The organism is Cytobacillus massiliigabonensis (assembly GCF_900199725.1).
GTDB lineage: Bacteria > Bacillota > Bacilli > Bacillales > Cytobacillaceae > Cytobacillus > Cytobacillus massiliigabonensis.
The window spans coordinates 343951-357084 of the sequence record NZ_LT904903.1; the positions used below are offsets into that span (position 1 = coordinate 343951).

11 protein-coding genes and 1 rRNA gene are annotated in these 13134 nt (G+C 38.0%); 11 read left to right on the forward strand and 1 reads right to left on the reverse strand.

The window, feature by feature from the left end:
- Window positions 1-185 precede the first annotated feature (185 nt).
- The 6 genes from C1726_RS07800 to hflX all read left to right on the forward strand — a co-directional run bounded on the left by C1726_RS07800 (window position 186) and on the right by hflX (window position 5567).
- The gene (locus tag C1726_RS07800) at window positions 186-500 is read left to right on the forward strand and encodes a PadR family transcriptional regulator (RefSeq protein ID WP_102272648.1); all 315 of its coding nucleotides are present in this window, start codon (window positions 186-188) and stop codon (window positions 498-500) included.
- 15 nt (window positions 501-515) lie between these two features.
- Entirely contained in the window at window positions 516-1160 is a 645-nt protein-coding gene (locus C1726_RS07805; RefSeq protein ID WP_102272649.1) for a hypothetical protein, read from the forward strand.
- Between the two features lie 40 nt (window positions 1161-1200).
- On the forward strand, window positions 1201-1812 hold the full coding sequence (locus tag C1726_RS07810) for a DedA family protein (RefSeq protein WP_102272650.1): 612 nt from the start codon (window positions 1201-1203) through the stop codon (window positions 1810-1812).
- A 177-nt stretch (window positions 1813-1989) separates the two neighbouring features.
- Window positions 1990-2187, forward strand: coding sequence for a hypothetical protein (locus C1726_RS07815; protein WP_407642021.1), 198 nt, complete (start codon window positions 1990-1992; stop codon window positions 2185-2187).
- A gap of 321 nt (window positions 2188-2508) precedes the next feature.
- Window positions 2509-3717: an MFS transporter gene (locus C1726_RS07820; RefSeq protein ID WP_102272652.1), complete on the forward strand. Its 1209-nt coding sequence runs from the start codon at window positions 2509-2511 to the stop codon at window positions 3715-3717.
- Between the two features lie 584 nt (window positions 3718-4301).
- On the forward strand, window positions 4302-5567 hold the full coding sequence (hflX, locus tag C1726_RS07825; protein WP_102272653.1) for a GTPase HflX: 1266 nt from the start codon (window positions 4302-4304) through the stop codon (window positions 5565-5567).
- 61 nt (window positions 5568-5628) lie between these two features.
- Here the strand turns inward: hflX and C1726_RS07830 are convergent, their stop codons facing one another.
- Window positions 5629-6216 carry a TetR/AcrR family transcriptional regulator gene (locus C1726_RS07830; RefSeq protein WP_102272654.1) on the reverse strand — a complete coding sequence of 196 codons (588 nt, stop codon included), beginning with the start codon at window positions 6214-6216 and terminating at the stop codon, window positions 5629-5631.
- Between the two features lie 158 nt (window positions 6217-6374).
- Here C1726_RS07830 and C1726_RS07835 point away from each other — a divergent pair, with 158 nt between their 5' ends.
- The 5 genes from C1726_RS07835 (at window position 6375) to C1726_RS07855 (ending at window position 12979) form a co-directional block, all read left to right on the forward strand.
- Entirely contained in the window at window positions 6375-7292 is a 918-nt protein-coding gene (locus C1726_RS07835) for an ABC transporter ATP-binding protein (protein ID WP_102272655.1), read from the forward strand.
- Window positions 7292-8896: an ABC transporter permease gene (locus tag C1726_RS07840; RefSeq protein WP_102272656.1), complete on the forward strand. Its 1605-nt coding sequence runs from the start codon at window positions 7292-7294 to the stop codon at window positions 8894-8896. Before C1726_RS07835 ends, C1726_RS07840 begins: the two co-directional genes overlap by 1 nt.
- A 199-nt stretch (window positions 8897-9095) precedes the next feature.
- Window positions 9096-9590: a PH domain-containing protein gene (locus C1726_RS07845; RefSeq protein WP_102272657.1), complete on the forward strand. Its 495-nt coding sequence runs from the start codon at window positions 9096-9098 to the stop codon at window positions 9588-9590.
- Complete coding sequence (locus C1726_RS07850; RefSeq protein WP_102272658.1) at window positions 9587-11101, forward strand: PH domain-containing protein; 1515 nt, start codon at window positions 9587-9589, stop codon at window positions 11099-11101. Before C1726_RS07845 ends, C1726_RS07850 begins: the two co-directional genes overlap by 4 nt.
- 327 nt (window positions 11102-11428) lie before the next feature.
- Window positions 11429-12979, forward strand: a 16S ribosomal RNA gene (locus C1726_RS07855).
- Window positions 12980-13134: the final 155 nt, after the last annotated feature.

The window sequence follows — 13134 nt, forward strand, 5'->3', positions numbered from 1 at the left end:
TGTCTAGTTCCAGACTCTAGCGACTAATGTACTTCCGTTTCTTCACACCAATAAGTCAGGATACGTCCAGTCCATACGTCGCTAAGCAGGGCGCTTCCACTTTTCTTTTACCTTGCTATTTTAAGTAATATAACTTATGATTGTTAAGTACTTAATTTTATTAAGTAATTATGGGGGTCATGATTTTGAATAAAGAGATGTTGAAAGGAACGATTGATCTTCTTATTCTTTCTATTCTTAAAGAAAAGGAGAATTATGGCTATGAGATTTCAAAGGCGATAAAGGAAAGAACAGAGGGAACCTTTGAAATTCAGGAAGCTACTTTATATTTATCATTAAAACGATTAGAAAAACAGCAAGCTATCACTTCTTATTGGGGCGATGAAAGCCATGGCGGCAGGCGCAAATACTATGCTGTAACCGTGGAGGGTTTGAATCTATTGCAAAAGTCTATATATGAATGGAAGCAAACTGTTGAGATGGTTGATCGGTTTATATAGAGGGAGGGATAAGGAATGAGTCAGTTTATTCGGAAAATATTTAGTTTAAATGATATAAAGTATAGTTGGATTCTTTTGCTATCCATGATTCTATGCTTTCTGATATTTTATATTGATCGTGCTGATCTTTTGATTGATTCGGCTATAGTAACCACTGGCTATCTTCTTTCTTTTTCCATTGCGGTTTTATGGGGAGCCATCAATTATATTGGGCATATTCGAATGAATGTAATGTACCAAAAACAAGATAATATTCATGCTTATGTTGCTCAGCTTGCGTTAAGCCAAGAGGATAAATGGGAGCTTCAAGCTTATTTAGAGGACTTTGCCGAAGACTTAATTAAGCAAGGAAAGACAAAAGAAGAAGCTTCAATAGAGGCAATTACCCATTTTAAAGTTCAAGAGATTTTATCATTATCGAAAAATACGTTACTATTTAATTTGCATGCTCATTATTATTTACTTGGTTGGGTAATCCTAGCCTTCGTTTTATTTACAGTTATAGGGTTATTCTGGATTACTTTATTTACTTCATCCACCATCATGCTTATTGTTGAATCAATTCTTATGGCATATAGTTTTGGATTTGTGGGATTGTTTTTTGTGTATAAGTTATTTGATGCAATGATTTATCGAAAGTTAAAAGAGAATGTTAGATGATAAATTAATCGAAGAGGAAATTTTATAGGGAGTGTCATAAATGGAAAACTGGATTACTGATATTATGAATGAATTCGGATATATGGGGATATTGCTGCTGATTGCATTGGAAAATGTTTTCCCTCCAATTCCATCTGAGGTTATTCTAACATTTGGCGGATTTATGACAACAAATTCAGACTTAACTGTTTTAGGAGTAGTTGCTTTTTCCACTATTGGTTCAGTAGCTGGAGCAGTTATCCTTTACGGGATTGGTCGTCTGATCGATGTAGATAGAATGGAAAAAGTCATAGATAAATGGGGACATATTCTTCGGCTGACGAAGAAGGATATTCAAAAGGCTGATCAATGGTTTGATAAATATGGAGTATGGACTGTTTTCTTCTGCCGCTTAATCCCATTAATTAGAAGTTTGATTTCTATACCTGCAGGAATGTCCGGTATGAACTTTGGTGTATTCCTTTTATTTACGACTCTAGGAACGTTGATTTGGAATGTGATTCTTGTGAATGTTGGTGCAGCAGTGGGGGATTCATGGGAAACGATAGTGGAGTACATGGATATCTATTCAAACCTCGTTTATGCTTTCTTAGCGCTGGCAGTTATTGTATTTGCTGTTTTATTCATAAAAAAAAGAGTAGCTAAAAAATAGGAAAATACCGCAGGAACTGTTCAATATATTTCTTGTGACTTTTTTATAAAAACCGGATTTGGGGAAAGTGTAATTGACAAATTCATGGTGTTTTTTTCTAATAATAAAAGTTCTATGTGTGGTTATGCTAAAGAGGTAATTTCAAATTGATAAGGAGAGATTTGAGTGCCTCAACAAATGGATGTCAATCAATTAAATCAAGCAAAAGCTAATGTAACATTAACACAAACATTATTAAACCAAGCAATTGAAAAATCTTCTTCAGACCCAGCCTTAGCTGAACAGGCGCTTAAACAGGCAGCGGAAGAAATTGCACAAGCACAAACGGCTGTAAGCCAGGTTCAAAGTGCAATAAATGTTCAAAAGTCTGAATGATTGAAGAGTATTCTTAAAAGTTTCAACAAAGAGAGAGGGGTTAGGCTGGTCTAATCCCTTTTTTTTTTTCGGAATATTAAAGGACATAATAATTAATCAAACGTTTGATTAATAGAATGCTGATTATAAATAAAAGGTTTGGAATAATATTTTCATCAATTTTAATTAAATGTATTGACACCTTTTGTATATCGTGATATGATATTTTCTTTTTAGCGGCTGTAAAATTATGTTATCAATCTCCTAAAGTAGTAAAGGGATTATAACTAAGATAGAAACCTTCTCATTCGAATGAATTTAAGGGAAAGAGGTGTTTATTGTATGACGAAGGATCAAAGGAAAAAATTGACCATTTTGATGATTAATATGTTTATTGCCATCGGCAGCTTTGGGATCATCATCCCGATCCTCCCAGCCTATTTGGAGTCGATTAATCAAGGCGGAACAGCTGCAGGTCTAATGATTGCCATTTTTGCGGGTGCACAGCTGATCTTTTCTCCAATTGCGGGAAAATGGACGGATCAATATGGGCGAAGAAAAATGATTATTTACGGGCTAATAGGCCTGACTGCTTCTATGTTTGTGTTTTATGGCACTAATTCTATCTGGTGGCTATATATTTCTCGGTTTATTGGCGGGGTAGGAGCTGCACTGCTAGTCCCAGCCATTTTCGCTTATGTAGCAGATATTACGACAATGGATCAACGTGCAAAGGGTAATAGCTTAGTTTCGGCAGCTATGTCGCTTGGGATTGTTATAGGTCCAGGAGTTGGCGGTTTTTTAGCTGATTTCGGTCTTAAGATGCCATTCTTGATCTCGGCAGTCGTATCACTTGTAGCGGTCGTTTTCTCAATTATTGTTCTTAAAGAAAGCCAGCATGACCTACCATCAGGAGCTATGGGTGATATTCCTGAGGATGAATCAATGGCAAGAAAAATGGTGCGTTCTGTAAAGATGCCTTATTTTATTCCACTCATCATTACGCTTGTCATGAGCTTTGGTTTAATGGCTTATGAATCGGTTCTTGGTTTATTTGTTGATAATCAGTTTGGTGCATCTCCACAGGATATCGCCATTATGGTTACTTCTACTGGGATTATTAGTGTTATCGTACAGCTATTTATTGTCGATCGCATTGTAAGCCGTTTTGGTGAAGGAACCGTATTAACTATGTTTATTGGTGTAGCAACATTCGGTTTTCTGCTGTCGTTATTTGCATCAAGCTATGTGCTTTTCTTCGGGATCACACTATTAATTTTCCTTGCAACCTCTATCCTTCGCCCTGTTTTGAATACACTTATCTCCAAGTTGGCAGGTAACGAGCAAGGGTTTGCTATGGGAATGAATAATGCTTATATGAGTATAGGGAATGTTTTAGGACCAACCCTTGCTGGTCTGCTATACGATGTTAAAATAATTTATCCGTTTGTTTTAGGATTAATACTTTTAGTGATCACGTTAGCAACGACGATTGTATGGCAAAAACGTGCATTAAATAATAAGTTTAAGGTGAAGATGGAGAAAGTATAAATCAGTGCAAATATCTTAATCAAACGTTTGATTAGTTACTTTCAATTGTTATCGTACTGGGATAATTTTGAATTTTTACGTTGTTTTAGCTGATTTGGCATGTTATGATAAAGATACTTATAATGAATGGAGGTTTTCCTTAGTGTTATATAGCAGACTTCGTTTCCAAACTTTGAACCAGTAATTGAATACGTTCAAGGCTCTGTCTGTGAGCAGAGTAAACGGGATTGGTCTGCCTTTTTTAAGGAAACCTTATTTTACGGCATATGTAAAAAGAGGGTGGGATGACGAACTCACTCTCTTTTTGTTGTCTTAAAAATAAAATAGTTTATCTAAATATCATGATATTTATCTTTAATGCTGCAGGATCTTAAGCTAGATAATATAGCTTGTTTTTCTCTAATATTAAGGATGGATTCATGGACCATTCTTTATGTGAAGGACTTTTCACCTTGCCGTTAGGACAGTTGTTGTTTTTTTGCAGCTATCTTTGTGGTTTATTAGACATATCCATTTCCGTTTACTTATTAAGCACAGGCAGATTGCCTGTGCTTTTTATTTATATGAAATGGAGGAAATCATTTATGAAAAGAAAGGCCATTTTAGTCGGTGTGAATCTATATAGCACTCAGTCAGATTTTATATATATGATGGAAGAGTTAGCGAATTTAGCTGGGGCATGTGATGTGGAAGTTGTTGGTGAGGTAACTCAAAATTTACATCAATTAAATAAGTCGCATTATATAGGGGCAGGAAAGGTTGAAGAGCTGCTTCCGCTTTTAAAAGAAAAGGATGCAAATATTGTCATTTTCGATGATGAACTGTCTCCTTCGCAAATCCGTAATTTAGAGTCAGAGCTTAACTGTGAGGTAATCGACCGCACGATGCTTATTTTGGAAATCTTCGCTAACCGGGCGAAAACGAGGGAATCTCAGCTGCAAGTTGAAGTGGCCAGGCTGAAATATATGCTGCCTCGGCTGGTCGGCATGCGAGAATCACTTGGACGCCAAGGCGGTGGCTCAGGGTTGAAGAATAGGGGAGCAGGTGAAACGAAGCTAGAGCTGGATCGCCGAAAAATTGAGATAAAAATAACAGCACTCAATAAAGAACTTGAAAAATTAATAAACCAGCGAAAGACGCAAAGAAAGCTGCGTAAAAAGAATAATATTCCTGTTGTTTCATTAGTAGGGTACACCAATGCAGGTAAGTCTACAATAATGAATGCGATGCTGGAAAAATATAATGAGGCTATGGATAAGCAGGTTTTTGAAAAAGATATGCTATTTGCAACGCTGGAAACATCCGTACGAAAGATTAAGCTATCAAAAAACAAGACCTTTTTATTAACTGACACAGTGGGATTCATTAATAAACTTCCACATCACTTAATAAAGGCGTTTCGCTCGACGCTTGAAGAGGTCGGTGAAGCTGATTTACTCATTCATGTCCTGGATTATTCCAGTCCGCATCATGAGGAACAAAAAAGACTGACGAATGAGATTTTAAGAGAAATTGGGATCGAAGGAATTCCTATCATTTACGCAAATAATAAAGCGGACTTAACAGAAGCGGAATATCCGTTCAGGCAACAAAATTGTGTGTATTTATCAGCAAAGAATAGGTTAGGTCTCAATGAATTAACTCAATTAATCAGTCAAGAGATTTTCAATGATTCTATTCAATGTGAACTGCTCATTCCATATGCGCAAGGTGAGATCGTTTCTTATTTTAATGAGAATAGTCATATACTATTAAGTGAGTATGAGGACAATGGAACGAAACTAATTGTGGAATGCAAAAGGTCTGATGCGGAAAAATACAAACAATATATTAGATTAGCACGAGTATAAACTAGGGTTATCATAAAAGGAGCATGAAGTCTTTTCTTCATGCTCCTTTTTATACTGCGCATTAATCTTCTTTTTTTCCCACGATTCCATAAAACATAAGCCTCATAATATCCTCAGTCAGCGGAAGGATTTTTTGATATACATCTTCTCGTTGTATATATTCATGGACCGCTTGGATAAAAAATAAAATGGCTTCATTAGATACATTCGGATCCACATATCCCAGTTTCTTTCCCTCGTTAAAAAGATCAATCAAGCGAGGGAGGATGTTTTCAATATACATTTTTTCAATATAATTGACTCCTGTTGTATATTCCTTCATTAGATATTGATAGAAATCTTCATGAATCTGATTGGCTGTTTCTTTTTTTGAGAAAATAATCAGCTTAATTTTTTCAGGAAAAGCAATATCACTGTTAAGTATTTGATCAAATTCATCCATTGCCTTGTCTACGTAATAAAGAAAAACCTCACGAACTAAATTATGTTTACTGTCAAAATAATTATATATCGTTACTTGGGATACATTAGCTTTTTTTGCTATTTCAGCAATAGAGATCTTTTGAACACCGTATTCCATAAATAAAGCTAGAGCCGCTTCTAATATATTCATTTTTTTCTGTTCTCTGCGTCGTTCAAAACCGTCCACTTTTTTTCACCTCATTTTAATTTTAATGAAATTTATGAAATAAAACAAATAAAATAGTTCATAAACTATTGTAAAGGGGTTTATTTTTATATATTATGAACTAAATAAGTTAAAATATTTCATAATTATATAAGAATCATTTGATGAGGAGGATGGAAATGAGTGTATTAAAAACAACGAATTTAATTAAAAAGTTTGGGGCATTTACTGCATTAGATGGAGTGGATATTGAAGTAAATAAAGGTGAGGTTTATGGGTTTATTGGTCCTAATGGTGCGGGGAAATCAACTACGATACGCATACTCCTTGGTATTTTGAAAGCGACTGAAGGGGAAGCGGAAATCTTTGGCATGGATGTGTGGAAGGATGCTGTTGAAATCCATAAAAGGCTTGCATATGTTCTTGGTGATGTAAATTTGTGGCCGAATTTGACAGGAGGCGAAGTAATTGACCTTTTTGTAAAGTTACGTGGGTCAAACAATAAAAGCAGACGTGAAGAATTAATAGAAAAATTCGACTTAGACCCATCGAAAAAATGCCAAACGTATTCAAAAGGGAACCGGCAAAAGGTTGCGTTAATTTCTGCCTTTTCTTCAGATGCTGATCTCTATATATTAGATGAACCAACATCAGGTCTCGATCCATTGATGGAGAGAGTATTTCAGGAGTGTGTATTAGAAGCGAAAAGCGCAGGTAAAAGTGTCATCCTATCTAGTCACATATTGTCTGAGGTTGAAAGATTGTGTGACAAGGTAGGGATTATTCGACAAGGGAAAATGATTGAAACAGGTACACTAAGCGAGCTGCGCCACTTAACAAGAACTAGCTTGGTAGTTGAAACAAAACAGCCGCTAACCGGTTTAAATGAATTAAGTGGTGTACATCGTGTAGAGAAGAAAGAACGTGCTTTTGCATTCCAGGTAGATGCCGAAGAGCTGGATAATGTTATTAAGTATGTTAGTCAATTTGGCATTCTATCCTTAGAAAGCGCACCGCCAACTTTAGAAGATCTATTTATGCGGCATTATGAAGGTGCAGGGAAAACTCTGAAAGCGGGAGTGGGAGGTGCTAAGTAATGTCAAAGCAATTATACAAAAATACAAGGATTCTTTCTGGACTGATAGTAAGAAGGGATCGAGTCCGTATCCCTGTGTGGCTAGTTTCATTAACGGCTCTTACGATTATCGTTGCAGCAGCATTTACGGATTTATATAAGAATGAGGGAGAAAGACAGGCGATAGCTGAAACTATGAAGAACCCAGCTATGACGGCAATGGTAGGTCAAGGGTATGGATTAGAAAACTATACAAATGGTGCGATGATGGCTCATCAAATGCTGCTTTTCACAGCAATGGCAGTAGCGATCATGTGTATATTACTTGTTGTGCGCCATACTCGGGCAGATGAAGAAGATGGACGGATTGAAATCATCCGATCCCTTCCAGCTGGGCGTTTAGCTAATTTACATTCAACGATTCTAGTCTTATTTGGAACGAATGTGCTGTTAGCTTTAACTGTTGGATTTGGATTGAATGCTCTAGGTATTGAAAGTATGGACTTAGAAGGTTCTCTTTTATATGGTGCAGCTTTAGGCGCATCAGGAATTATTTTTACAGCAATAACGGCATTGTTTGCCCAGCTTTCAGAAAGTTCTCGAGGGACAATAGGATTTTCAATTGCAATCTTGCTAATAGCTTATCTGCTTCGCGCCATTGGGGATATCAGCAATGAGGCACTATCCTGGTTATCTCCATTAGGATGGATTCTGGGCTCAGAGGTGTATGTAAATAATTATTGGTGGCCAATTATATTAACAGTTGGTGTGGCAGTTATTTTAGTTATCCTTTCACTTTATTTGAATGCGATTCGTGATTTAGAGGCAGGGTTTTTACGAGCAAAGACCGGCAGGGAAAATGCGTCCCCCTTTTTGTTAAGTCCGTTTGGATTAGCACTTAGACTACAGCGTACAGGACTGATTGCCTGGGCTTTGGGGACATTTATTCTGGGTGCGTCTTATGGTTCCGTTTTAGGAGATTTAGAATCTTTTTTTGCTGGTAATGATATGATGGAAAATTTATTGCTGCCTGTTGAAGGCTTTTCGTTAACGGAGCAGTTTTTAACGATGTTAATGTCAGTTATTTCAATGATTTGTACGATTCCGCCAGTAATGGCGATGTTAAAGCTTAAAGGGGAAGAAAGTAAGAATCGAACAGAACATTTACTAAGTCGTGCTGTATCACGGATCCGCATGATAGGCAGTTATTTTGCTATTTCAGTAGTTTGTGGATTTATCATGCTGTCGCTTGCGGCAATCGGATTAGTGGCAGTCGGGAATTCGGTAATGGAGGAAGGAATTGCTTTTGGAAGGCTTTATAGTGCAGCTATGGTCTATCTGCCTGCAATGTGGATTATGATTGGATTGGCTGTATTATTGATTGGCGTTGCTCCCGAACTGTCTGGCTTAGTTTGGGCTTACTTAGCCTATTCCTTCTTTGTTGTATATTTAGGGGGCTTACTTCAATTACCAGAATGGATGAGTGCGCTATCGCCTTACGATCATATACCGAAGCTGCCCGTTGAAGAAATAGATTATATGAAACTATTCCTCCTTGCTATTATTGCAATTGTATTAATAGCTGTGGGCTTTATACAGTATAAAAAGCGGGATATTCAAGGGTAGTATAATTTTGTTCTTGATAGGAATGACCAGCAGATTTATATTTGCAGGTCATTCGTTTTTTTCTTCCTTCTTTATTTTTGCAGGATTAGATTTTTATTAATTCTGATATGCATCTAAAAATATAATAGAACCATTTCCGTCTTTAACCGTATATAAAACTAGAGAGTTTCAGCTAGATTAGAAAGAAAGGAGCGGACTTATGAATTCTCATATCTCCTCACCCCAAAATCAATTATCTAAGAAAGCGGTTAAAGTATGGATAATTAGTGAAGTAATTGAAAATGTAATTGGATTCATCGTACTTGGAGTTTTATTTTATCTAGATTATTTGTTTTCATGGAAAGAGTGGATTGGGTGGATATTAATTGGGGTTGCAAGCCTCTCTGTACTATTTGCCGTCTGGTCATTTATTAAACCATTTTTACTTTATAAAACATGGCGTTATGCTGTAGATGAAGAATTTCTGCAATTGAAACATGGTGCACTAATTGAAAAGAATCAGCTTATCCCGATGACAAAAATTCAATCGGTTGCCACTAACCAAGGACCATTGCTCAGAAGATATGATCTTTACACTGTATCTGTAGAAACGATGGCATCTACACATACAATCCCCGCACTTCCGAAAGAGACAGCTATTGAGTTAAGGAATCAAATTGCTCAATTTGCTAAAGTAAAGGAAGTGGAATCGTGATTCAAGCAAAGAGATATAACCCTTTACTTATGCTTTTACAATTATTTAATTTAATAAAGAACTCTATTTTCTTTGTAGTTTTTTTATTTGTAATCAAGGCAGGTTCAGATTCACCTTTTATTAAATATGGTAAGATTATTTTCATTTTGGCATTCATTATAACGGTTATCTCGATAATTATTAAATGGTTCACGACTAAATATGCAGTTGATGATAAATCTTTTTATCTTTATAAAGGAATTTTTAGTAAATCTGAGCGATCTATTCCCTTTTCAAAGATTCAAAATATAAATCGGCACACCGCTCTATTCCATCGGATATTTAGAGTGACTTCCATCAGCTTTGAGACAGGTATTAAAGGAGAGGATGCAGCGGTAAAATTCGAAGTTATTTCAAGAATAGAAGCTGATCGAATAGAGGCGCAATTGTCTAGCAATGTTCATATTGAATTACCTTCTATTCGGGAAAGCAGCACGAATATCGAAACATTCTCATGTGAAGAGGATGACTTAAAGGTTAGTTCAAATCGGGTCATACATTTTAAACCGACAAAAAACGATACTTTAAAAGCTTCTTTCACATCTCTTAGCTTTCTCCTCCTTATTCCTTTCATTGCTTCTCTTTATTTCAAAATAAATGAAATTTTTCATGTGGAAGAAGAGGCTGAAGGGATTATTTCTCAGATTTTTAGCTCCTGGTGGATTGTTTTTGGCATTATTATAGTACTTTTCATTGCTTCTGCAGCTTTTGGTATCGTTTCGACATTTCTGAAATATGGAAAATATGAAATTTCCTCAGATTTTGATCGAATCTATATAACAAAAGGAGTAATCAATGAAACTTCTTTTTCTATTTCAAAAGAAAAGGTGCAGGCGATAGAAATTAAACAATCTATATTAAAAAGATTGTTTGGTCTTGCTGAAGTAAAATTAACCAGTGCGGGTGGTCTTGGTTCCGATGAAGATAAACATGGGATTAACTCTCTCTATCCGTATCTTCCTATTAAGCGTGCATATGAGATCGTTTCAGACATATTGCCGACATATGAGATAACAGAAAAGATGGTTAGACTTCCGAATAAATCCTTGTGGGTACGTTTGCTGTGGCCAAGCTGGATTTGGATATTAATAACGGCTGTTCTATATTATTTTAAACCTGTTATTTTAAATATGGAGCAGGCATGGTGGATAATTTCTGCTTTTTTGCTAGTTGTTATCGGTATAACAAGATTGCTGGATTTCTTTAATACTAAATATGTTTTGAATGATTGCTTTGTTCAATTCAAAAAAGGTAGTTTGACTACTACATTATTTATATCCAAAAGGGAAAAGGTTATCGAAGTAAATGTATCGAGGAATATCATTCAAAAACTGTTTGGTCTTGCGTCAATAGAGACAATCAACCGGGCAAAGCCCGTCTACCATGCGGGGGTAGAGGATGTCCCGCAGGAGCTAACTGCCGCTTTTTGTGAATGGTACCGGAGAAGAAGCAAAGAAATCAAAGTAAAATAGTAATATATAATTTAATGGGCAGATCTATATTTCACGGATCTGCCTTCTCGGTGTATAGTTATTGTTAGGAATTCTTAAAATAATAAACTAGTAATATGTAATTTTTTTTTTTTTTTTTTTAAAAGAATAAAACTGATTGACAAATAAAAGTGAAGTTGATATTATATTATTTGTCGCTAAGACATTAACGATTTACAAAAAAACATTTGACAGATAGATTGTATAATGTTATATTGTACATCTGCTGAAAATAGTTCTTTGAAAACTAAACAAAGCAAGAACGTCAACGTTAATTCAAGTTTTAAACTTAAGAGCTAATCTTACTCTTTATTGGAGAGTTTGATCCTGGCTCAGGACGAACGCTGGCGGCGTGCCTAATACATGCAAGTCGAGCGAACTTGCGGGAGCTTGCTCCCAAAAGTTAGCGGCGGACGGGTGAGTAACACGTGGGCAACCTGCCTGTAAGACTGGGATAACTTCGGGAAACCGGAGCTAATACCGGATAATTCTTTTCCTCACATGTGGAAAAGCTGAAAGATGGCTCCGGCTATCACTTACAGATGGGCCCGCGGCGCATTAGCTAGTTGGTGAGGTAACGGCTCACCAAGGCGACGATGCGTAGCCGACCTGAGAGGGTGATCGGCCACACTGGGACTGAGACACGGCCCAGACTCCTACGGGAGGCAGCAGTAGGGAATCTTCCGCAATGGACGAAAGTCTGACGGAGCAACGCCGCGTGAGTGATGAAGGTTTTCGGATCGTAAAACTCTGTTGTTAGGGAAGAACAAGTACCGTTCGAATAGGGCGGTACCTTGACGGTACCTAACCAGAAAGCCACGGCTAACTACGTGCCAGCAGCCGCGGTAATACGTAGGTGGCAAGCGTTGTCCGGAATTATTGGGCGTAAAGCGCGCGCAGGCGGTCTTTTAAGTCTGATGTGAAAGCCCCCGGCTCAACCGGGGAGGGTCATTGGAAACTGGGAGACTTGAGTGCAGAAGAGGAGAGTGGAATTCCACGTGTAGCGGTGAAATGCGTAGAGATGTGGAGGAACACCAGTGGCGAAGGCGACTCTCTGGTCTGTAACTGACGCTGAGGCGCGAAAGCGTGGGGAGCGAACAGGATTAGATACCCTGGTAGTCCACGCCGTAAACGATGAGTGCTAAGTGTTAGAGGGTTTCCGCCCTTTAGTGCTGCAGCAAACGCATTAAGCACTCCGCCTGGGGAGTACGGCCGCAAGGCTGAAACTCAAAGGAATTGACGGGGGCCCGCACAAGCGGTGGAGCATGTGGTTTAATTCGAAGCAACGCGAAGAACCTTACCAGGTCTTGACATCCTCTGACAATCCTAGAGATAGGACTTTCCCCTTCGGGGGACAGAGTGACAGGTGGTGCATGGTTGTCGTCAGCTCGTGTCGTGAGATGTTGGGTTAAGTCCCGCAACGAGCGCAACCCTTGATCTTAGTTGCCAGCATTCAGTTGGGCACTCTAAGGTGACTGCCGGTGACAAACCGGAGGAAGGTGGGGATGACGTCAAATCATCATGCCCCTTATGACCTGGGCTACACACGTGCTACAATGGATGGTACAAAGGGCTGCAAGACCGCGAGGTTTAGCCAATCCCATAAAACCATTCTCAGTTCGGATTGCAGGCTGCAACTCGCCTGCATGAAGCCGGAATCGCTAGTAATCGCGGATCAGCATGCCGCGGTGAATACGTTCCCGGGCCTTGTACACACCGCCCGTCACACCACGAGAGTTTGTAACACCCGAAGTCGGTGGGGTAACCGCAAGGAGCCAGCCGCCTAAGGTGGGACAGATGATTGGGGTGAAGTCGTAACAAGGTAGCCGTATCGGAAGGTGCGGCTGGATCACCTCCTTTCTAAGGATGAAATGAAGTCTAACTTCATTAAAAGACGTTTCATTGTTCGTTCAGTTTTGAGAGAGCAATTCTCTCATATGAATTTGTTCTTTGAAAACTAGATAATGTATATAAAGAAGAATAACCGAGTAATCGCCATCTTAGTTTTCTCTTAT

What these genes read in the sequence shown, in the direction of transcription:
- hflX (WP_102272653.1), top strand. Translation starts at nt 4,302, where the DNA reads ATGAAAAGAAAGGCCATTTTAGTCGGTGTGAATCTATATAGCACTCAG.
- C1726_RS07805 (WP_102272649.1), top strand. Translation starts at nt 516, where the DNA reads ATGAGTCAGTTTATTCGGAAAATATTTAGTTTAAATGATATAAAGTAT.
- C1726_RS07820 (WP_102272652.1), top strand. Translation starts at nt 2,509, where the DNA reads ATGACGAAGGATCAAAGGAAAAAATTGACCATTTTGATGATTAATATG.
- C1726_RS07835 (WP_102272655.1), top strand. Translation starts at nt 6,375, where the DNA reads ATGAGTGTATTAAAAACAACGAATTTAATTAAAAAGTTTGGGGCATTT.
- C1726_RS07815 (WP_407642021.1), top strand. Translation starts at nt 1,990, where the DNA reads ATGGATGTCAATCAATTAAATCAAGCAAAAGCTAATGTAACATTAACA.
- C1726_RS07845 (WP_102272657.1), top strand. Translation starts at nt 9,096, where the DNA reads ATGAATTCTCATATCTCCTCACCCCAAAATCAATTATCTAAGAAAGCG.
- C1726_RS07840 (WP_102272656.1), top strand. Translation starts at nt 7,292, where the DNA reads ATGTCAAAGCAATTATACAAAAATACAAGGATTCTTTCTGGACTGATA.
- C1726_RS07810 (WP_102272650.1), top strand. Translation starts at nt 1,201, where the DNA reads ATGGAAAACTGGATTACTGATATTATGAATGAATTCGGATATATGGGG.